The 20,743-nt window shown below is 69.9% G+C and carries 19 protein-coding genes; 10 read left to right on the plus strand and 9 right to left on the minus strand.

Annotated elements, in window-relative coordinates; all coding sequences use genetic code 11:
• The first annotated feature begins 101 nt into the window (after positions 1 to 101).
• From JW592_RS22925 to pgi, 5 genes are all read left to right on the plus strand, one after another.
• A complete protein-coding gene (locus JW592_RS22925) occupies positions 102 to 1,313 on the plus strand; it encodes a phosphoglycerate kinase (RefSeq protein WP_209267088.1) in 1,212 nt (403 codons plus the stop codon).
• A 185-nt stretch (positions 1,314 to 1,498) separates the two neighbouring features.
• Positions 1,499 to 2,275, plus strand: a complete 777-nt coding sequence (tpiA, locus tag JW592_RS22930) for a triose-phosphate isomerase (RefSeq protein ID WP_209267089.1) — start codon at positions 1,499 to 1,501, stop codon at positions 2,273 to 2,275.
• Positions 2,276 to 2,422: 147 nt separating this feature from the next.
• A complete protein-coding gene (gene secG / locus JW592_RS22935) occupies positions 2,423 to 2,656 on the plus strand; it encodes a preprotein translocase subunit SecG (protein ID WP_209267090.1) in 234 nt (77 codons plus the stop codon).
• A gap of 196 nt (positions 2,657 to 2,852) precedes the next feature.
• Positions 2,853 to 3,188, plus strand: coding sequence for an RNA polymerase-binding protein RbpA (locus tag JW592_RS22940; RefSeq protein ID WP_162465822.1), 336 nt, complete (start codon positions 2,853 to 2,855; stop codon positions 3,186 to 3,188).
• A gap of 143 nt (positions 3,189 to 3,331) precedes the next feature.
• Positions 3,332 to 5,014 carry a glucose-6-phosphate isomerase gene (pgi, locus tag JW592_RS22945; RefSeq protein ID WP_209267091.1) on the plus strand — a complete coding sequence of 561 codons (1,683 nt, stop codon included), beginning with the start codon at positions 3,332 to 3,334 and terminating at the stop codon, positions 5,012 to 5,014.
• 131 nt (positions 5,015 to 5,145) lie between these two features.
• On the opposite strand, the gene pgl is transcribed toward pgi, so the two are convergent.
• The 5 genes from pgl to tkt form a co-directional block, all read right to left on the minus strand.
• On the minus strand, positions 5,146 to 5,916 hold the full coding sequence (gene pgl, locus JW592_RS22950; RefSeq protein ID WP_209267092.1) for a 6-phosphogluconolactonase: 771 nt from the start codon (positions 5,914 to 5,916) through the stop codon (positions 5,146 to 5,148).
• Entirely contained in the window at positions 5,913 to 7,076 is a 1,164-nt protein-coding gene (opcA, locus tag JW592_RS22955) for a glucose-6-phosphate dehydrogenase assembly protein OpcA (RefSeq protein ID WP_209267093.1), read from the minus strand. The genes pgl and opcA overlap by 4 nt, the downstream gene beginning before the upstream one ends.
• Positions 7,073 to 8,608, minus strand: a complete 1,536-nt coding sequence (zwf, locus tag JW592_RS22960) for a glucose-6-phosphate dehydrogenase (protein ID WP_209267094.1) — start codon at positions 8,606 to 8,608, stop codon at positions 7,073 to 7,075. The genes opcA and zwf overlap by 4 nt, the downstream gene beginning before the upstream one ends.
• 5 nt (positions 8,609 to 8,613) lie before the next feature.
• Positions 8,614 to 9,732: a transaldolase gene (gene tal / locus JW592_RS22965; protein ID WP_209267095.1), complete on the minus strand. Its 1,119-nt coding sequence runs from the start codon at positions 9,730 to 9,732 to the stop codon at positions 8,614 to 8,616.
• A gap of 88 nt (positions 9,733 to 9,820) precedes the next feature.
• Positions 9,821 to 11,896, minus strand: a complete 2,076-nt coding sequence (tkt, locus tag JW592_RS22970) for a transketolase (RefSeq protein WP_209267096.1) — start codon at positions 11,894 to 11,896, stop codon at positions 9,821 to 9,823.
• Positions 11,897 to 12,364: 468 nt separating this feature from the next.
• Here tkt and JW592_RS22975 point away from each other — a divergent pair, with 468 nt between their 5' ends.
• Entirely contained in the window at positions 12,365 to 13,324 is a 960-nt protein-coding gene (locus tag JW592_RS22975; RefSeq protein ID WP_229376644.1) for a heme o synthase, read from the plus strand.
• A gap of 135 nt (positions 13,325 to 13,459) precedes the next feature.
• Here JW592_RS22975 and JW592_RS22980 read toward each other — a convergent pair whose 3' ends face one another.
• The 4 genes from JW592_RS22980 to JW592_RS22995 form a co-directional block, all read right to left on the minus strand.
• On the minus strand, positions 13,460 to 13,780 hold the full coding sequence (locus JW592_RS22980; protein ID WP_209267098.1) for a hypothetical protein: 321 nt from the start codon (positions 13,778 to 13,780) through the stop codon (positions 13,460 to 13,462).
• 10 nt (positions 13,781 to 13,790) lie between these two features.
• Entirely contained in the window at positions 13,791 to 14,798 is a 1,008-nt protein-coding gene (locus tag JW592_RS22985; protein WP_372446559.1) for a COX15/CtaA family protein, read from the minus strand.
• 59 nt (positions 14,799 to 14,857) lie between these two features.
• Positions 14,858 to 15,574 (minus strand): ABC transporter permease, encoded by a 717-nt coding sequence (locus JW592_RS22990; protein WP_229376666.1) that lies wholly within the window; start codon positions 15,572 to 15,574, stop codon positions 14,858 to 14,860.
• Positions 15,575 to 15,757: 183 nt separating this feature from the next.
• Positions 15,758 to 16,684 carry an ABC transporter ATP-binding protein gene (locus tag JW592_RS22995; RefSeq protein ID WP_209267101.1) on the minus strand — a complete coding sequence of 309 codons (927 nt, stop codon included), beginning with the start codon at positions 16,682 to 16,684 and terminating at the stop codon, positions 15,758 to 15,760.
• Between the two features lie 195 nt (positions 16,685 to 16,879).
• On the opposite strand from JW592_RS22995, the gene JW592_RS23000 reads away from it, so the two are divergent.
• From JW592_RS23000 to JW592_RS23015, 4 genes are all read left to right on the plus strand, one after another.
• On the plus strand, positions 16,880 to 17,701 hold the full coding sequence (locus JW592_RS23000) for a helix-turn-helix transcriptional regulator (protein ID WP_209267102.1): 822 nt from the start codon (positions 16,880 to 16,882) through the stop codon (positions 17,699 to 17,701).
• On the plus strand, positions 17,698 to 19,119 hold the full coding sequence (gene sufB / locus JW592_RS23005; protein WP_209267103.1) for a Fe-S cluster assembly protein SufB: 1,422 nt from the start codon (positions 17,698 to 17,700) through the stop codon (positions 19,117 to 19,119). Before JW592_RS23000 ends, sufB begins: the two co-directional genes overlap by 4 nt.
• Positions 19,120 to 19,189: 70 nt before the next feature.
• A complete protein-coding gene (gene sufD, locus JW592_RS23010; RefSeq protein WP_209267104.1) occupies positions 19,190 to 20,413 on the plus strand; it encodes a Fe-S cluster assembly protein SufD in 1,224 nt (407 codons plus the stop codon).
• Positions 20,410 to 20,736, plus strand: a complete 327-nt coding sequence (locus tag JW592_RS23015) for a non-heme iron oxygenase ferredoxin subunit (RefSeq protein ID WP_209267105.1) — start codon at positions 20,410 to 20,412, stop codon at positions 20,734 to 20,736. The genes sufD and JW592_RS23015 overlap by 4 nt, the downstream gene beginning before the upstream one ends.
• Positions 20,737 to 20,743: the final 7 nt, after the last annotated feature.

Genomic DNA, 20,743 nt, shown 5'->3' on the forward strand with positions numbered 1-20,743 from the left:
GTGAGTCACGGGGCTCGTGCGCCGCGCACGAGCCCCGTCCCATGCTCTGCCTGCTGCGTACTTCCCGGGGCGCCTCCCCGGGCCCACCACAGGAGTCATCCATGAAGACGATCGACGAACTCGTCGGCGAGGGCGTGTCCGGCAAGCGGGTCTTCGTCCGCGCCGACCTCAACGTCCCGCTCGACGGCGACACCATCACCGACGACGGCCGCATCCGGGCCGCCGTTCCCACGATCAAGAAGCTTGCCGAGAGCGGCGCGCGGGTGGTCGTGGCCTCCCACCTGGGCCGCCCCAAGGGCGCCCCGGACCCGCAGTTCTCGCTCGCGCCCGTGGCGCGGCGGCTCGGCGAACTCCTCGGCACCCAGGTCGCGTTCGCGACCGACACCGTGGGGGCCGGCGCGAAGGCCACTGTCGGCGAGACCGCCGACGGCGGGGTCACGCTGCTGGAGAACCTCCGCTTCAACGCCGGTGAGACGAGCAAGGACGACGCCGAGCGTGGCGCTTTCGCCGACGAACTGGCTGCGCTCGCCGATGCCTATGTGAGTGACGGCTTCGGCGCCGTGCACCGCAAGCACGCCTCCGTCTACGACCTTCCGGCGCGCCTCCCGCACGCCGCCGGGTATCTGATCGCCACCGAGGTCGGCGTGCTGAAGAAGCTGACCGAGGACGTCAAGCGGCCGTACGCGGTGGTGCTGGGCGGTGCCAAGGTCTCCGACAAGCTCGGCGTCATCGACCACCTGCTGGGCAAGGCCGACCGGCTGCTGATCGGCGGCGGTATGGCCTACACCTTCCTCAAGGCCAAGGGGTACGAGGTCGGCAAGTCGCTGCTCCAGGAGGACCAGCTTCCGGCAGTCAAGGGCTACCTGGAGCGGGCCGAGGAACTGGGTGTGGAGTTCGTGCTGCCGGTGGACGTGCTGGCGGCCCCCGAGTTCCCCGACCTGAAGACCAAGGCGCCCGCCAACCCCACGGCCGTTGCGGCCGATGCCATCCCGGCCGAGCTGGAGGGTCTGGACATCGGCCCGGAGAGCCGTAAGCTCTACGCCGCGAAGCTCGCGGATGCGGCCACCGTCTTCTGGAACGGTCCGATGGGCGTCTTCGAGCACCCGGACTTCGCCGAGGGCACCAAGGCCGTCGCGCAGGGTCTGCTCGACTCTCCCGCCTTCACGGTCGTGGGTGGTGGCGACAGTGCCGCCGCGGTCCGTCAGCTGGGCTTCGACGAGAACACGTTCGGACACATCTCGACCGGCGGTGGCGCCAGCCTCGAATACCTCGAGGGCAAGACGCTTCCCGGCCTGGCCGCACTGGAGGATTGACGCCGTGAGCGTCGCACGTGCGGCTGCCGGGCCGCGGACAACTACGAGACTCGCACTGCGCCGCGCGGGCGGAGAAGCGAACAAGGAAGGGCCGTGAGCGTCGCACGTGCGGCTGCCGGGCCGCGGACAATTACGAGACTCGCACTGCGCCGCGCGGGCGGAGAAGCGAACAAGGAAGGAGGGGCATGGCTACCCGTACCCCGCTGATGGCGGGCAACTGGAAGATGAACCTCAACCACCTCGAGGCCATCGCCCACGTCCAGAAGCTCGCCTTCGCGCTGACGGACAAGGACTACGAAGCCGTGGAGGTCGCGGTCCTGCCGCCCTTCACCGACCTGCGCTCGGTCCAGACGCTGGTCGACGGCGACAAGCTGCGGATCAAGTACGGGGCGCAGGATGTCTCGGCACACGACTCCGGTGCCTATACAGGTGAGATCTCCGGCGCGATGCTGGCGAAGCTCAACTGCTCCTTCGTCACCATCGGCCACTCCGAGCGCCGCCAGTACCACGGCGAGGACGAGCCGGTCGTCAACGCCAAGGTCAAGGCGGCGATCAAGCACGGCCTGACCCCGATCGTGTGCGTCGGCGAGGAGCTGGCCGTCCGCGAGGCGGGCAACCACGTCGGTCACACCCTCGCCCAGGTGGACGGCGGCCTCAAGGACGTCCCCGCCGAGGCCGTGGCCGAGCTGGTCATCGCCTACGAGCCGGTGTGGGCGATCGGTACCGGCAAGGTCTGCGGCGAGGAGGACGCGCAGGAGGTCTGCGGCGCGATCCGCGGCCGGCTGGCCGAGCTGTACGACGAGGAGACCGCGCAGCGGGTCCGCATCCAGTACGGCGGCTCCGTCAAGGCCGGCAATGTCGCCAAGATCATGGCGCAGCCCGACATCGACGGGGCGCTGGTCGGCGGTGCCTCGCTGGACGCGGACGAGTTCGTCAAGATCGTCCGCTTCCGTGACCAGTGAGCGCAGCCGCGACCAGTGAGCAGCAGCGGCGTGTGACGATCGACTGTCGCGCGTCGTAGTCTTACGGGGCCGGGGCTCGCGCCGCGGCCCCGTAAGCAATCGCATACGTTAAGTGTCCAGCCACGATCCGAGAGAGTTGGTCCAGCCGTGGTCATGGGGTTCTCAATCGCCCTCATCGTCTTCAGCGCGCTTCTGCTGCTGCTGGTGCTGATGCACAAGGGCAAGGGCGGCGGCCTCTCCGACATGTTCGGCGGCGGTATGCAGTCCTCCGTCGGCGGCTCGTCGGTCGCCGAGCGCAACCTCGACCGGATCACGGTCGTTGTCGGCCTGGTGTGGTTCGCCCTCATCGTCGTGCTCGGCCTGCTGATGAAGTTCAAGTGACGCACTCGCACGGTTGTCGCGTGCACAACGGCTGACAGAGTGTTGCACCCCCTGCCTATCATGAGGGTCCGCGTCCGGTACCGACGCAGTAACTCCGGTCACTGGGCGCGCGTTGGGCCCTACGTACACTAGGGCGCCCTCAGCGGAGCGCGCAGTGCCTACGCTCCGTGGCACCGTGAGGCAGGGAGTTACGACCGTGGCAAGTGGCAACGCGATCCGGGGCAGCCGGGTCGGAGCGGGGCCGATGGGGGAGGCCGAGCGAGGCGAGTCCGCGCCCCGCCTCCGCATCTCCTTCTGGTGCTCCAACGGGCACGAGACCCAGCCGAGCTTCGCCAGTGACGCGCAGATCCCGGAGACCTGGGACTGTCCGCGCTGTGGCTTCCCCGCGGGCAAGGACCGGGACAACCCCCCGGACCCGCCGCGCACCGAGCCGTACAAGACCCACCTCGCCTATGTGCGCGAGCGGCGCAGCGACGCGGACGGCGAGGCCATCCTCGCCGAGGCGCTCGCCAAACTCCGGGGTGAGATCTGACGGCGAGTCGGCGCCGGCACAGCCATGACACCGAACGACGGACGGCTCGGCCACGCACCGAGGGGCGGTGCGCGGCCGGGCCGTTCATCGTCTAGGTTGGAGGCGGCGGGGTTCGTTACGAGAGGAATGGGCTGGTTTCGCTGATGAACGCTGAAGGCCGCACCCGACTCGACCAGATGCCCGAGTGGCAGGAGCTGGCAAAGCACCGCGACGAGTTCGGCCTCACGCACCTGCGGCGGCTGTTCGAGGACGACCCGGAGCGCGCCGAGCGCTACACCGTCCGGGTCGGTGACCTCCACATCGACTACTCGAAGAATCTGGTCACCGACGAGACGCTGCGGCTGCTGCGACAGCTTGCCGAGGCGGCCGGCGTCGCCCGGCTGCGGGACGCGATGTTCGCCGGCGAGAAGATCAACGTCACCGAGGACCGCGCCGTCCTGCACACCGCGCTGCGCACGCCGGAGTCGGCGACCGTCCGGGTGGACGGCGAGAACGTGATGCGCAAGGTGCACCAAGTCCTCATCAGGATGGGCACCTTCGCCAACCGCATCCGGGAGGCCCACTGGCGTGGGCACACCGGCGAGCGCATCAAGAACATCGTCAACATCGGTATCGGCGGCTCCGACCTCGGCCCGAAGATGGCCTACGAGGCGCTGCGCCCGTACACCCGCCGGGACCTGACCTTCCGCTTCGTCTCCAATGTGGACGGCGCGGATCTGCACGAGGCGCTCCGCGATCTGGACCCGGCCGAGACGCTGTTCATCGTCGCCTCCAAGACCTTCACCACCACCGAGACCATCGCCAACGCCGAGGCGGCGCGCGCCTGGCTGCTGGCGGGGCTGGGCGGTGGGGACACCTCCCGGCCGGAGGCCGGGGGAGAGGCCGCCGTCGCCAAGCACTTCGTGGCCGTCTCCACCAACGCCGAGAAGGTCGCCGAGTTCGGCATCAACACCGACAACATGTTCGAGTTCTGGGACTGGGTCGGCGGCCGCTACTCCTACGACTCGGCCATCGGGCTCGCCCTGATGGTGGCCATCGGCCCCGAGTGCTTCGGTGACATGCTGGCCGGCTTCCACCTCATGGACGAGCACTTCCGCACCGCGCCCTTCGAGTCCAACGCGCCCCTGCTGCTGGGCCTGCTGGGCATCTGGTACGGCAACTTCCACGACGCCCAGTCGCACGCCGTGCTGCCCTACAGCCACTACCTGTCCCAGTTCACCGCGTATCTGCAGCAGCTGGACATGGAGTCCAACGGCAAGTCGACCACCCGCGAGGGTGGGCCCGTCAACTGGCAGACGGGACCGGTCGTCTGGGGCACCCCCGGCACCAACGGCCAGCACGCCTACTACCAACTGCTGCACCAGGGCACCAAGATGATCCCCGCCGACCTGCTCGGCTTCGCCGACCCCGTCGCCGAGCTCGGTGACCTGCGGGACCAGCACGACCTGCTGATGGCGAACCTCTTCGCGCAGGGCCAGGCCCTCGCCTTCGGCAAGACGGCGGAGGAGGTGCGGGCCGAGGGCGTCCCCGAGGCCCAGGTGCCGCACCGTACGTTCCCCGGCAACCGGCCCACGACCACCATCCTGGCCTCCGCGCTGACCCCCTCGGTGCTCGGGCAGCTCGTCGCCCTCTACGAGCACAAGGTGTTCGTCCAGGGCGCCATCTGGAACATCGACTCCTTCGACCAGTGGGGCGTCGAGCTCGGCAAGGTCCTCGCCAAGCGCCTGGAACCCGCGCTCACTGAGGGAGCGCAGGTTCCGGACCTCGACGCCTCGACCCAGGCCCTGGTCGACCGCTACCGCTCCCTGCGGGGCCGTACCGCATAGCGGTGACCCCGCGCCCCGTCAGGGGCGCGGGGAACTGCGCGCGAACCAGCGTCTGCCCGCAGTCTGCATCGCTGAGCAAGGGGCAGCCCCTCAGCAGCCCCCGGCGCGGGGCACCCGAGCCGGGAGCCCGGTCAGGCTTCGGCCGGCAACCGGGACGCCGCCGCCTCGTCGAGGAACCACAGGGTGCCGGAGCGCCCGTACGCGGCGGCGGCCGGAGTCTGGAGCTCGCCGGGGCCCGAGAGGGCCAGGGCGACCGCGTCGGCCTTGTCCTCACCCGCCGCGAGCAGCCACACCTCCTCAGCCGAGCGAATCGCCGGCAGTGTGAGCGTCAACCGGACGGGCGGCGGCTTGGGCGCCCCATGGACGCCGACGACCGTCCGCTCGGTCTCCCGCAGCGCGGGATGCTCAGGGAAGAGGGAGGCCACATGGGTGTCCGGGCCGACGCCCAGGAGCAGGACGTCGAAGGCCGGGACCCGCGCGGTGGTCTCGGCGCCCGCCGCGGCGGCGAGTTCCGTCGCGTACGCCTCGGCGGCGGCCTCCGCATCGCCCGCGTAGCGGCCGTCGGACGGCGGCATCGCGTGCACCCGCGCGGGGTCCAGCGGTACCGCGTCCAGCAGGGCCTCGTGGGCCTGGGTGTGGTTGCGCTCGGGGTCTCCCTCAGGAAGGAACCGCTCGTCGCCCCACCACACGTCCAGCCGCGACCAGTCGATGCGCTCCCGCGCCTCGGGCGAGGCGGCGAGCGCGGCCAGCAGGGCGTTGCCGTTGCGGCCCCCGGTCAGGACGACGGACGCGGTGCCCCGCGCGGCCTGCGCGTCGCTCAGCCGCATGGTCAGCCGGTCCGCGGCGGCCTGCGCGAGCGCGTCCTTGCCGGGGTGCACCAGCACCTCGCGCCCGGCGCTCACTTCGCTGCCTTCTTCGAACTCGCCGCCTTGGAGCGGGACCTGCCCTTGGCCGCCGAGGGCTTGGCCGCGGACTCCTCGCCCTCCTCGGCGGCGGCGTCCCCGACCGGCTCCGCGGGGGCAGGCCGCTGGTCCCCGGCCGTCCCACCGGAGGCGGAGGCGTCACCCGGAGCCCCGGCCGGGGCCGGGGCCGGAGCCGGTGCGGACGGAGTCGGGTGTGCCGGGTCGGGGCCTGAGATCTTGTTCATACCGAAGCGGACGGCTTCGGCGTACGCCTCGTCGGGGTCGAGCCGCCGCAGCTCCTCGGCGAGCAGCTCTGCCGTGCTGCGCCGCTGGAGGGCGACGTGCCGGTCGGGCTGGCCGGGGACGGCGAGTTCGGCCAGGGAGCCGTTGGCGCGGTCGAGGCAGATCTGGCCGTCGGCGGTCTCCAGCCGCACCCCGGTGATGCCGGGGCCCTCGGAGATCCGGCGCTCGACGGGGACCCGCAGCCGCTCGGCGAGCCAGAGGGCGAGCAGCTCGCTGGAGGGGTTGTACTCCTCGCCTTCGACGACCGCCGAGTTGACGGTGGGGTGCTTCTGGTCCAGCGAGGCGGCGAGCATGCTCCGCCAGGGGGTGACGCGGGTCCACGCCAGGTCGGTGTCGCCGGGTGCGTAGGTGCTGGCCCGCAGGCCGAGGGCACCGACCGGGTCCTCCGTGCAGGAGGCGTCGGTGATGCGCCGTTGGGCCAGCTTGCCCAGCGGGTCCTCGGAGGGGTTGACCGGCGCGTCCTCGGGCCACCACACGACCACCGGCGCGTCCGGCAGCAGCAGCGGCAGGACGACGCTGTGCGCGTGCGAGGCGAGTTCGCCGTGCAGCCGCAGGATGACCGTTTCGCCGGAGCCCGCCTCGCCCACGTCGCTGCCGACCCGCACCTCCGCGTCGAGCCGGTGCTGTGCCCGGTCGCGGGGGGAGCGGCCGGGGCGGCGTACGACGACGAGGATCCGGGACGGGTGCTCCTTGGAGGCGCCGCTGGCGGCCTTGAGCGAGTCGTAGTGGTTGCCTTCGTCGGTGACGATGACCAGGGTCAGCACCATGCCCATGGCAGGCGAGCCGAGGGAGCGGCGCGCCTTGACCAGTTCGGCGTTGATGCGGCTGGACGTGGTGTCCGTCAGATCGATGTTCATGGCCGCCGCCAAATCCGTCCGTCGCGTGCGAGCATCTCGTCGGCTGCCTGGGGTCCCCAGGTGCCGGCGGGGTACTGCTCGGGCTTGCCGTGTGTCTCCCAGAACTCCTCGACGGGGTCGAGGATCTCCCAGGAGCGTTCGACCTCCTGGTGCCGGGGGAAGAGGTTCGCGTCGCCCAGCAGGACGTCCAGGATGAGGCGTTCGTACGCCTCGGGGCTGGACTCGGTGAAGGACTCGCCGTAGGCGAAGTCCATGGTCACGTCCCGGATCTCCATCTGGGTGCCGGGCACCTTCGAACCGAACCTGATGGTGACGCCCTCGTCCGGCTGGACTCGGATGACCAGCGCGTTCTTGCCCAGCTCCTGGGTGTCGGTGGCGTCGAAGGGGGAGTGCGGGGCGCGCTGGAACATCACCGCGATCTCGGTGACGCGGCGGCCCAGCCGCTTGCCGGTGCGCAGATAGAAGGGCACGCCTGCCCAGCGTCGGTTGTCGATCTCCAGCTTGATCGCGGCGTAGGTGTCGGTCTTGGAGTTGGGGTCGATGCCCTCCTCGTCCAGATAGCCGGGCACCTTCTCGCCGCCCTGCCAGCCTTCCGCGTACTGGCCGCGCACCGTGTACTTGCCCAGGTCCTTCGGCAGCCGTACGGAGTTGAGGACCTTCAGCTTCTCGGTCAGCAGCGCCTTGGCGTCGAAGGAGGTGGGCTCCTCCATGGCGGTCAGCGCGAGCAGCTGGAGCAGGTGGTTCTGGATGACGTCGCGCGCCGAGCCGATGCCGTCGTAGTAGCCGGCCCGGCCGCCGATGCCGATGTCCTCGGCCATGGTGATCTGCACGTGGTCGACGTAGCTGCGGTTCCACAGCGGTTCGAACAGCGTGTTGGCGAAGCGGAGGGCCAGGATGTTCTGGACCGTCTCCTTGCCGAGGTAGTGGTCGATCCGGAAGACCTCGCTGGCCCGGAACACGTCGTGGATGACGGCGTTCAGCTCCTGTGCCGACTTCAGGTCGTGGCCGAACGGCTTCTCGATGACGGCGCGCCGCCAGGAGTCGGGTCCCGCGTCGGACAGGCCGTGCTTCTTGAGCTGGGAGACGACCGTGGGGAAGAACTTGGGCGGCACCGAGAGGTAGAACGCGAAGTTGCCACCGGTGCCCCGGGACTTGTCCAGCTCCTCGATGGTGGTCCGGAGCGTCTCGAAGGCGTCGTCGTCGTGGAACTCGCCGGGGACGAAGCGCATGCCCTGGGCGAGCTGCTGCCAGACCTCCTCGCGGAAGGTGGTGCGGGAGTGTTCCTTGACCGCGTCGTGTACGACCTGGGCGAAGTCCTCGTCCTCCCAGTCCCGCCGGGCGAAGCCGACAAGGGAGAAGCCTGGAGGCAGGAGCCCGCGGTTGGCGAGGTCGTACACCGCAGGCATCAGCTTTTTCCGTGACAAATCGCCCGTGACGCCGAAGATCACCAGGCCCGACGGCCCCGCGATACGCGGGAGCCGTCGGTCCTGGGCGTCACGCAGCGGGTTGGCTGTGCCGCTCGCGCTGCTCAATTCCGTTACGCCTCCTTCGGGGCAAGGCGCTGAAGCTCGGCCTCGGTGGACTTGAGCAGGTCGTTCCAGGAGTCCTCGAACTTGCTCACGCCCTCGTCCTCCAGCACCTTGACGACGTCGTCGTAGGAGATGCCGAGCTCGGCGATGCCGTCCAGGACGGCTTGGGCCTCCTCGTAGGTGCCGCGGACCGCGTCACCCTTGATCTCACCGTGGTCGCCGACCGCCTGCAGCGTGGCCTCCGGCATGGTGTTGACCGTGTTGGGCGCCACCAGCTCGGTGACATACAGCGTGTCGGGCAGCTCCGGGTCCTTGACACCGGTCGAGGCCCACAGCGGGCGCTGCTGGTTGGCGCCGGCCTTCTCCAGGGCCTGCCAGCGGTCGGAGGCGACGACCTCCTCGTACGCCTGGTAGGCGAGGCGCGCGTTGGCGATGGCCGCCTTGCTCTTGAGCGCCTTGGCCTCGTCCGTGCCCAGCGCCGCGAGCCGCTTGTCGAACTCGGTGTCGACGCGCGAGACGAAGAAGGACGCCACGGAGTGGATCTGCGACAGATCCATACCCAGGCTCTTGGCCTTCTCCAGGCCCGCCATGTAGGCGTCCATCACCGCGCGGTACCGCTCCAGCGAGAAGATCAGCGTGACGTTGACGCTGATGCCCTTGCCGATCGTCTCGGTGATCGCGGGCAGACCCGCCTCGGTGGCCGGGATCTTGATGAAGGTATTGGGCCGGTCAACCAGCCAGGCCAGCTGCCGGGCCTCGGCGACGGTGGCCTTGGTGTTGTGCGCCAGGCGCGGGTCGACCTCGATGGAGACCCTGCCGTCCTTGCCGCCGGTCGCGTCGTGGACCGGGCGCAGGATGTCGGCGGCGTCCCGTACGTCGGCCGTGGTGATCATGCGGACGGCCTCTTCCACCGAGACCCGGCGGGCCGCCAGGTCGGAGACCTGCTGCTGGTAGCCGTCGCCCGCCGAGATCGCCTTCTGGAAGATGGTCGGATTCGTCGTCACGCCGACCACGTGCTGCTCGTCCATCAGCTCGCCGAGGTTGCCCGACGTGATGCGCTTGCGCGACAGGTCGTCCAGCCAGATCGCGACGCCTTCGTCGGAGAGGCGCTTCAGTGCGTCTGTCATGGGATTCGCATCTCCAGTGCTTGTTGGCTTTGAGTTTGTCGGGGCGCGCCGGGCGGCGTCAGCGGTGCCGCCCGGCGCCCTCGGGCTGTCAGCGGGAAGCCGCCTGCAGCGACTCCTTGGCAGCCAGGTGCACGGCCTCGGCGGTGAGACCGAACTCCCGGAAGAGGACCTTGCCGTCGGCCGAGGCACCGAAGTGCTCCAGCGACACGATCCGGCCTGCCTCGCCCACGTACCGGTGCCAGGTCAGACCCACGCCGGCCTCGACGGCGACGCGCGCCTTGATGTCCGGCGGCAGCACGCTGTCGCGGTAGGACTGCTCCTGCTCCTCGAACCACTCCAGGCACGGCATCGAGACGACCCGGGTCGGCACGCCCTGCTCCTGGAGCCGCTCGCGCGCCTCGACGGCGAGCTGCACCTCGGAGCCGGTGCCGATCAGGATCACCTGCGGGTGCCCGCCCTCGGCCTCGAACAGTACGTAACCGCCCTTGGCCGCGGCCGGGTTGGCCTCGTAGGCCGGCACACCCTGCCGGGTCAGCGCGAGGCCGTGCGGCGCCGGCTTGCTGCTGTGCCGGCGCATGATCTCCGCCCATGCCTCCGAGGTCTCGTTGGCATCCGCGGGGCGGACGACGTTGAGGCCGGGGATGGTACGCAGCGCGGTCAGGTGCTCGACCGGCTGGTGCGTCGGACCGTCCTCGCCCAGGCCGATGGAGTCGTGCGTCCACACGTAGGTGACCGGCGCCTTCATCAGCGCGGCGAGCCGGACGGCCGGGCGCATGTAGTCGGAGAAGACCAGGAACGTTCCGCCGTAGACCCGCGTGTTGCCGTGCAGCGCGATGCCGTTCATCGTCGAACCCATCGCGTGCTCGCGGATGCCCCAGTGCACCGTACGCCCGTAGCGGTCGGCACCCGGCAGCGGGTTGTCCTCCGGCAGGAACGAGGACTTGGCGAACGTGGTGTTGTTGGAGCCGGCGAGGTCGGCGGAGCCGCCCCACAGCTCGGGGATGACCGGGCCCAGCGCCTTGAGCACGCTGCCGGACGCCTTACGGGTGGCCACCGACTCGCCCGCGGGGAAGACGGGCAGCGCCTTCTCCCAGCCGTCGGGCAGCCGGCCTTCCCTGATGCGGTCGAACTCGGCGGCGCGCTCCGGGTTGGCGGAGCGCCAGACGGCCATCCGCTTCTCCCACTCGGCCTGTATCGCGCGGCCCCGGTCGCTGGCCTTGCGGACGTGCGCGAGGACCTCGTCGGAGATGTGGAAGTGCTTGTCCGGGTCGAAGCCCAGCACCCGCTTGGTGGCCGCGACCTCTTCCTCGCCGAGCGCCGAGCCGTGCGCCGCCTCGGTGTTCTGCGCGTTCGGGGCCGGCCAGGCGATGATGGAGCTCATCGCGATGAAAGAGGGGCGCTCGGTCTCGGCCTGCGCCGCCTTGAGCGCCTGGTACAGCGCCTTGGGGTCGAGGTCGCCGTCCTCCTGCTGAGCGACGCGCTGGACGTGCCAGCCGTATGCCTCGTACCGCTTGAGGGTGTCCTCGGAGAACGCGGTGGCCGTGTCGCCCTCGATGGAGATGTGGTTGTCGTCCCACAGCACGATCAGGTTGCCGAGCTTCTGGTGGCCCGCGAGCGAGGACGCCTCCGCCGAGATGCCCTCCTCCAGGTCGCCGTCGCTGGCGATGACCCAGACGGTGTGGTCGAACGGGGACTCGCCCTCGGGCGCTTCGGGGTCGAACAGCCCACGCTCGTAGCGCGCGGCCATCGCCATCCCGACGGCGTTGGCGACACCCTGGCCCAGCGGTCCGGTCGTCGTCTCGACGCCCGCCGTGTGCCCGTGCTCCGGGTGGCCGGGGGTGCGGCTGCCCCAGGTACGGAACGCCTTCAGGTCGTCCAGCTCCAGGCCGTACCCGGCCAGGAAGAGCTGGATGTACTGGGTCAGGCTCGAGTGCCCTGCGGAGAGGACGAAGCGGTCGCGGCCCGTCCAGTCCGGGTCGGTCGGGTCGTGGCGCATCAGCTTCTGGTAGAGCAGGTACGCGACGGGCGCCAGGCTCATGGCCGTACCGGGATGGCCGTTACCGACCTTCTGCACGGAATCCATGGCCAGGACTCGAACCGTGTCCACGGCCTGCTGGTCCAGGTCGGTCCACTCAAGGTCTGTGGTGGTCGGCTTGGTGCTCACCCTGCGTCAGGGCTCCTCTCCACATGTTCGATGGCCGGTGTGTGTGCGCTCACCGGGCGGTGTCGAGCGTACCTCTGCCGGGACGTGCGGCTTTTCGACAGTTCACTCTGTGGTCGTCGGGCGTCGTCACTCGCTGGTCGCCCCCCGCGTCGCGGCCACCGGCCACAGAAACACGAAAGATATGGTTGCAATTCCCATCGATTTCTGCCGGGTGGCGCCGGAGTACCACTCCCAGGCTGACGTCTGTTCCCCCGATTCGCCCGTCGAACACGGCCCGATTCCCCGTGTACCTGCCCACGACGCCTCGCGGGCCGGCCACGGGCCCGGCCCGCGCCGCCGGAGCCAACACGGAGACCCCCCGTGACTGGCGAGGTATCGCCAACGTCTAAAGTGGCGTGGTACGCGCGAGCTTGACCCGGGCCTGCACCCTTTTCCTTCCGTGCGCCCGTGCGGGTTCGCTGGTTCCTTATGAGGCGATCAGAGGTGTCCGTGACGGCCGTCGAATCCCGTCCTGCGGGGACGCTGGAGCCCAGCGGTCACCGGCCGCTCGGTGCCCGCGTGAAGGCGTTCATCGAGCTGACCAAGCCGCGGATCATCGAGCTGCTCCTGATGACCACCGTCCCGGTCATGTTCCTGGCGGCTCAGGGCGTCCCCGACCTCTGGCTCGTGGTGATCACCTGTCTCGGCGGCTACCTGTCCGCGGGCGGCGCCAACGCGCTGAACATGTACATCGACCGCGACATCGACGCGCTGATGCACCGCACCGAGCGGCGCCCCGTCGTGACCGGAATGGTCAGCCCGGCCGAGTGCCTGGTGTTCGGGATCAGCCTCGCGGTGGTCTCCACTCTGATGTTCGGACTGCTGGTCAACTGGCTGTCGGCGGCGCTGTCGTTGGGTGCTGTCCTCTTCTACGTCGTCGTCTACACGATGCTCCTGAAGCGGCGCACCTCGCAGAACATCGTGTGGGGCGGCATCGCCGGCTGCCTGCCCGTCTTCATCGGCTGGTCGGCGGTGACCAACGAGGTGAGCTGGGCGGCCGTCATCCTCTTTCTGGTGATGTTCTTCTGGACGCCGCCGCACTACTGGCCGCTGTCCATGAAGGTGACCGAGGACTACAAGCGGGTCGGCGTTCCCATGCTCCCGGCCGTCGCCGGCAACGTCGTGGTCGCCAACCAGATCGTGATCTACAGCTGGGTGATGGTCCTCGTCTCCCTGCTGCTGTGGCCGCTGGGGTACGTCGGCTGGTTCTACCCGCTGGTCGCGACGCTCTCGGGCGGACTGTGGCTGTGGGAGGCGCACGCCCTGCGGGCTCGCGCCCGCGCCGGCCTCACGGGCGCCAAGCTCAAGGAGATGCGGCTCTTCCACTGGTCGATCACCTACGTCTCCCTGGTCTTCGCAGCGGTGGCCATCGACCCCTTCCTGCGCTGAACGCTGCGCTTGGACCACACATGAGTCGACCCCTCCCGATGCCGGAAGGGGTTCGCTCTTTGCTGGTGGGGGCCGCCTCTTCCCGCCGGGGGCAGCGGCGCACCCCCACCGGCGTCGCGGTGGGGGTGAGAGCGGCTACCGGTTCGCCGGGCCGCCCAGCTGCGTGCCGGCCATACGGGACCACTCGTACGGCCCGGTCCGCATGTGCTCAGCCATCTCTCCGTCGAAGCTCTCCTTGAGCGTGACGTCCGGGCAGGCCCGCACCGCCTCCTCGGCGGTCTCCTTCGAAGGCGCCATCTGGTCGCCCCAGGTGCCGTCCGCGCCGACCAGGGAGATACGGAAACCGACCTGACCCACGTAGGCGATCTGCGCCTCGGCGCTCCCGCCGTGGCGCTGTGTGAACGCGCCGATCCGCTGGGCGAGCCGCGCCGCCCGCTTGTTGCTGTCTGCTGCCATACGGCAGATGCTACCCGCGGGTAGCCAAACCGGCGAGAGGGGCGGCGGCGGACTCGGGGGCCGGACCGGTCTCCTCGGCCACAGCCGCAAGGCCGCGCTCCCGGGTGGAGAGCAGCACCCGCAGGACGCCGATCCACACCAGCGTCGAGCCCAGCAGATGCAGGCCGACCAGCAGTTCGGGCAGATCGGTGACGTACTGCACATAGCCGAGCACGCCCTGGCCGAGCAGCACCAGGATCAGATTGCGCGCGGTGCGCCGGGGGCCCATGGGCGCGTCCATCACGCGCAGGCCCGCGTAGAGCACCACAGCCAGGGCCACCACGATCCAGGCGAAGGCGGCGTGCGTCTGTGTCGCCAGCTGCACGGAGACCGGCATCCGGTCGACCTTGCTGCTGTCACCGGCGTGCGGTCCGGCGCCGGTCACCACGGTGCCCGCCACGATGAGGCAGGCGGCGAAGAAGGTCAGCACCCAGCTGAGCTTCTTGACGGGCTTGCCCACCAGCGGACGGGGCGGGTCGTCACCCTCCCGTGCGCGCAGCCAGGTGAGAGTGGTGACCGTCAGCAGCGCCGTCGCGGCCAGGAAGTGCCCGGCGACGACGAACGGGTTCAGCTTCACCCAAACGGTGATGCCGCCCACGACGCCGTTGCTCATCACCACCCAGAACTGCGACCAGGCGAGCCTGCTCAGCCCCCTGCGCGCCGGCTTCGCCGCCCGTACGACGATGATCGTCCAGCCGACCGCGGCCGAGACGACCCAGGTCATCATGCGGTTGCCGAACTCGATGGCACCGTGGAATCCCATCGCCGAGGTGGCGGTGAGGCTGTCGGCGCTGCACTTGGGCCAGGTGTCGCAGCCCAGCCCGGAGCCGGTCAGCCGCACGGCACCGCCGGTGACCACGATGACGATGCTCATCAGCAGCGAGAGGAGAGCCGCCCGCTCGACGGTGCGGGGCGAGGGCGTCCAGCGCGCGGCGATGTACGCGATGGGGTTACGTACGAGTTCGAGCAGTTTCGGCACGGAGCCATGGTAGGACGCCGCTTGTGCGCGCATTCACGAGGGGCCACCGAGAAGGGGCCTCACTCCCATTTGAAGAAGCGCGCCGCCGCGCCCAGCCCCAGCAGCGCCCACACCGCCAGCACCCCCAGATCGCCCCACGGCATCCCGGCGCCGTGCCGCAGCACCTCGCGCAGGCCGTCGGAGAGCGCGGAGATCGGCAGCAGCTGCAGCACGCTCTGCGCGGCATGGGGGAACTTGTCCAGCGGGACGATGACGCCGCCGCCGACCAGCAGCAGGATGAAGACCAGATTGGCCCCAGCCAGTGTCGCCTCCGCCTTGAGCGTGCCGGCCATCAGCAGGCCCAGCCCGGAGAACGCGGCCGTGCCGAGCAGCAGCAGAAGCAGCACCGTCGCCGGATTGCCGTGCGGCGACCAGCCCAGCGCGAGCGCCACCACGGTCAGCAGCAGCACCTGCAGGGCCTCGATGACCAGGACGGAGCAGGTCTTCGCCGTCATCAGTGCCCACCGGGGCAGCGGTGAGGCGCCGAGCCGTTTCAGGACGCCGTAGCGGCGCTCGAAGCCGGTGGCGATGGCCTGCCCGGTGAAGGCGGTCGAGAGCATCGCCAGCGCCAGAATGCCGGGCGCCAGGAAGTCGACCCGCGAGCCCTTGCCGGTGTCCACGATGTCCACGGCGCTGAAGAGCACCAGCAGCAGTGTGGGAATGATGACGGTGAGCAACAGCTGCTCGCCGTTCCGCAGCTGCGTACGGGTCTCCAGCCACGCCTGTGCCCGCACCATGCGCGGCAGCGGTGCCGCACCCGGCTTCGGCGTATAGGTCCCGGCCGCCTCGGTACCACTCACGACCGCAGCTCCTTCCGCAAAGTGCGCCCCCTCACGACCGCAGCTCCTTCCCCGTCAGCTCCAAGCTGCTGTCCTCCGGGGGGCGACCCCCGGGCCCCCGGCCGGTCTTGGTGTCCCGCCTCACGACCGCAGCTCCTTCCCCGTCAGCTCCAAGAAGACGTCCTCCAGCGTCCGCCGCTCCACCGAGATGCGGTCCGGCAGGACGCCGTTCTGGGCGCACCAGGAGGTCACGGTGGCCAGCAGCTGCGGGTCGACGGTGCCGGTGAGGCGGTAGCTGCCGGGGCTGAGCTCGACCGCGACGGTCTCCGCGGGCAGCGCCTTGAGCAGGGAGGTCAGGTCCAGTCCCGGGCGCCCGGTGAAGCGCAGCGTGTTCTCGGCGCCGCCCTTGCACAGCACCTCGGGCGCGCCCTGGGCGATGACCTTGCCGCCGTCGACGATGGCGACGTCCTCGGACAGCTCCTCGGCTTCGTCCATGTAGTGGGTGGTCAGCAGCACCGTCACGCCGTCGGCGCGCAGCTCGCGGACCAGGTCCCAGGTGGCGTGGCGGGCCTGCGGGTCGAGTCCCGCGGTGGGCTCGTCGAGGAAGACCAGCTCGGGGCGGCCGACCAGGGCCAGCGCGAGTGCCAGGCGCTGCTGCTGGCCACCGGAGAGCCGGCGGTAGGGGGTGCGGCCGCAGCCGCCCAGGCCCAGGCGTTCGATCAGCGCGGTCACATCCAGCGGATGCGCGTGCAGGGCCGCCATATGGCGGAGCGTCTCCTCCGCTCTGGCCGTGGGGTAGATCCCGCCGCTCTGGAGCATCACCCCGATCCGGGGCCGCAGCTCGTCGCCCTGGATCACCGGGTCGAGGCCGAGGACCCGTACGGTGCCCGCATCGGGGCGCCGGTAGCCCTCGCAGGTCTCGATGGTGGTGGTCTTGCCTGCTCCATTGGGGCCGAGGAACGCGGTGACGGTGCCCCGCTCGACGGTCAGGTCCAGCCCGTCGACGGCGGTCCTGCTGCCGTACCGCTTCACCAGCCCGGCGACTTCCACAGCCGCTGAACTTCGCATGCAGGGCAGTCTAAGGAGGGTGCCGCGCCACTCTTCTGGCGGGCTGTACGGGCCTGGGGCGACCTCTCCTGGTTAGGCATGCCTTACGTGATGCACCCCATTGCGGCTGGTCACAGCCACCGCTTGCTGAGGTCAGCCGAATTAAGCAACAATGACGTTGTGAAAAAGAGGGAGCAGGCTCGGGAGGACCGACCGATGGCCGCACAGGCCACCGGGGCCGCCGCGTCGGGCCCCTCCACAACACAGGATGAACAGCACGGCACGAGGAACAAGGTCGCGCGCTCCATTCTCGACCACGGTCCGTCCACCGCGGCCGAGCTGGCGCTGCGCCTGGAGCTCACCCAGGCCGCCGTACGCCGTCATCTGGACGCGCTCGTCGCCGAGGGCGTCGTCGAGGCCCGCGCCAAGCGGGTCTACGGGTCGCGCGGCAGGGGACGCCCCGCCAAGGTCTTCGCTCTGACGGACTGCGGCCGGGACGCCTTCGACCAGGCGTACGACCAGCTGGCCGCCGAAGCCCTGCGGTGGATCGCCCGCACCGCCGGTGGTGGTGAGGTCGGGGAGGCCGCCGTCGCGGCCTTCGCTCGTGCGCGCGTCGAGGCACAGGCGGAGAAGTACCACGAGGCGCTGGCGAGCGTCCCCCCGGAGGAACGGGCGCAAGCGCTGGCGCGTGCGCTGTCCGAGGACGGGTACGCTGCCACCGCGCGTGCCGCGCCCGCCCAAGCCGGCGAGCAGCTCTGCCAGCACCACTGCCCGGTGGCCCACACCGCCGAGCAGTTCCCGCAACTGTGCGAGGCGGAGACCGAGGTCTTCTCCCGGCTGCTCGGCACGCACGTCCAGCGCCTGGCGACCATCGCGCACGGCGACGGAGTGTGCACGACGTTCATCCCCAGGACGCACGCGCACCCCAAGTCCGCCGCGGCGAAGCCCCCGGCGGCCAGGACGCCGGTAACACCACCCAAGAACAGCAACGCCAGCAACGCCACCAACGCGAACGAGGCCGGGAGGAACCCCGCATGACCGCTCCTACGGAGACTGCTCACCCCGAGCTTGAGGGGCTGGGCAAGTACGAGTACGGCTGGGCCGACCCCGATGCCGCGGGCGCAGCCGCCAAGCGTGGCCTGTCCGAGGATGTCGTCCGCGACATCTCGGGGAAGAAGAACGAGCCCGACTGGATGCTCAAGCTGCGGCTCAAGGGCCACAAGCTCTTCGAGAAGAAGCCGATGCCGAACTGGGGCTCGGATCTGTCGGGCATCGACTTCGACAACATCAAGTACTTCGTCCGGTCCACCGAGAAGCAGGCCCAGAGCTGGGAGGACCTGCCCGAGGACATCAAGAACACCTACGACAAGCTCGGCATCCCGGAGGCGGAGAAGCAGCGCCTGGTCGCCGGTGTCGCCGCGCAGTACGAGTCGGAGGTCGTCTACCACCAGATCCGTGAGGACCTGGAGAAGCAGGGCGTCCTCTTCCTGGACACGGACACCGCGCTGCGCGAGCACCCCGAGCTGTTCCAGGAGCACTTCGGCACGGTCATTCCGGCCGGTGACAACAAGTTCGCCGCGCTGAACACCGCGGTGTGGTCGGGCGGCTCCTTCATCTACGTGCCGCCGGGCGTGCACGTCGACATCCCGCTGCAGGCGTACTTCCGGATCAACACCGAGAACATGGGTCAGTTCGAGCGGACGCTGATCATCGTCGACGAGGACGCCTATGTGCACTACGTCGAGGGCTGCACGGCGCCGATCTACAACTCGGACTCGCTGCACTCGGCCGTCGTCGAGATCATCGTCAAGAAGGGCGGCCGCTGCCGCTACACGACGATCCAGAACTGGTCGAACAACGTCTACAACCTGGTCACCAAGCGCGCCGTGGCCTACGAGGGCGCGACCATGGAGTGGGTGGACGGCAACCTCGGCTCCAAGGTGACGATGAAGTACCCGGCGGTCTACCTCATGGGTGAGCACGCCAAGGGCGAGACGCTGTCCGTCGCCTTCGCGGGCGAGGGCCAGCACCAGGACGCGGGCGCCAAGATGGTCCACATGGCCCCCCGCACCTCCTCGAACATCGTCTCCAAGTCGGTGGCCCGCAGCGGTGGCCGCACCTCCTACCGCGGTCTGATCGAGATCGGCGAGGGCGCCGAGGGCTCCAAGTCCAACGTGCTGTGCGACGCGCTGCTGGTCGACACCATCTCGCGCTCCGACACCTACCCTTACGTCGACGTCCGCGAGGACGACGTGACGATGGGCCACGAGGCGACGGTCTCCAAGGTCAGCGACGACCAGCTCTTCTACCTGATGAGCCGCGGGCTGTCCGAGGACGAGGCCATGGCGATGATCGTGCGCGGCTTCGTCGAGCCGATCGCCAAGGAGCTGCCCATGGAGTACGCGCTGGAACTCAACCGGCTGATCGAGCTGCAGATGGAGGGTGCGGTCGGCTGACGCCCTCCGCTCCGTCCCCCGCTTGAGGCAGCACCGTTCTTGATCCCAGAAAGCGAGCAACACGACAGCCATGGCTGAGGCCCAGAACTCCCCCAAGGACCTGCGGCAAGCTCCGGTCCAGGGGGGACCCCCACCGGTCGGGTCCAACACGACCGGAGCCATCGCGGTGGCCGCAGAGTCCACCACCGCCACGAGGATGAGCGCTCCGCCGTCCTTCGACGTGGCGGACTTCCCGGTGCCGCACGGCCGCGAGGAGGAGTGGCGGTTCACTCCTCTGGACCGGCTCAAGGGCCTGCACGACGGCACGGCGCAGGCGACCGGCACGGTCAAGACCGAGGTGTCGGCGCCCGACGGTGTCACCGTCGAGAAGGTGTCCCGCGACGACGCGCGCATCGGCCGCGCCGGCAAGCCGGTGGACCGGGTGGCGGCCCAGGCGTTCTCCTCGTTCGAGAAGGCCAGTGTCGTCTCGGTGCCCAAGGACGCGGTGCTGACCGAGCCGGTGCGGGTCAGCCTGCACGGCGAGGGCGGTGTCACCTACGGGCACACCGTCTTCGACATCGGCGCCTTCGCCGAGGTCGTCATCGTCATCGACCACACGGGTGACGCGGTGCGCTCGGCCAACGTGGAGTTCGTGGTCGGCGACGGCGCCAAGGTCACCGTGGTCTCCGTCCAGGACTGGGACGACACGGCCGTGCACTGCTCGCAGCACAACGCGCTGGTGGGCCGGGACGCGACGTTCAAATCGGTCGTTGTCACCTTCGGCGGCGATCTGGTGCGGCTCAACCCCCGGGTCAGCTACGCGGGCCCCGGCGCCGAGGCAGAGCTGTACGGGCTGTACTTCACCGACGCGGGGCAGCACCAGGAGCACCGGCTGCTGGTCGACCACGACACCCCCAACTGCCGCAGCAATGTCGCCTACAAGGGCGCACTTCAGGGCGACGACGCGCACGCGGTGTGGATCGGTGATGTGCTCATCCGGGCCGAGGCCACCGGCACCGACACCTACGAGCTCAACCGCAACCTGGTGCTCACCGACGGCTCGCGTGTCGACTCGGTGCCCAACCTGGAGATCGAGACCGGCGAGATCGTCGGCGCCGGGCACGCCTCGGCCACCGGCCGCTTCGAGGACGAGCAGCTGTTCTACCTGATGGCGCGCGGCATCCCCGAGCGTGAGGCGCGCCGTCTGGTGGTGCGCGGCTTCTTCGCCGAGCTCGTCCAGCAGGTCGGCCTGCCGGACGTGGAGGAGCGCCTCATCGCCAGGATCGAGGCGGAGCTGGAGGCATCGGTCTCATGAGCGAGGAAGCCTTTGTCAAAGCGGCTTCGCTGAGCGAGCTGGAGGAGGACACCCCGCTGCGGGTGGAGCTGGGCGGCGTCCCGGTCTCCCTCGTCAAGACCGAGGGCGAGGTGTTCGCCATCAACGACATCTGCTCGCACGCCAACGTGTCGCTCTCCGAGGGCGAGGTGGAGGACTGCACCATCGAGTGCTGGCTGCACGGCTCGCGCTTCGACCTGCGGACCGGTAAGCCCTCCGGACTGCCCGCCACCCGCCCCGTCCCCGTGTACCCCGTAAAGATCGAAGGGGACGATGTGCTCGTCTCCGTCACACAGGAGTCCTGAAGTCCCC

The organism is Streptomyces spirodelae (assembly GCF_017676385.1).
Taxonomy (GTDB): domain Bacteria; phylum Actinomycetota; class Actinomycetes; order Streptomycetales; family Streptomycetaceae; genus Streptomyces; species Streptomyces spirodelae.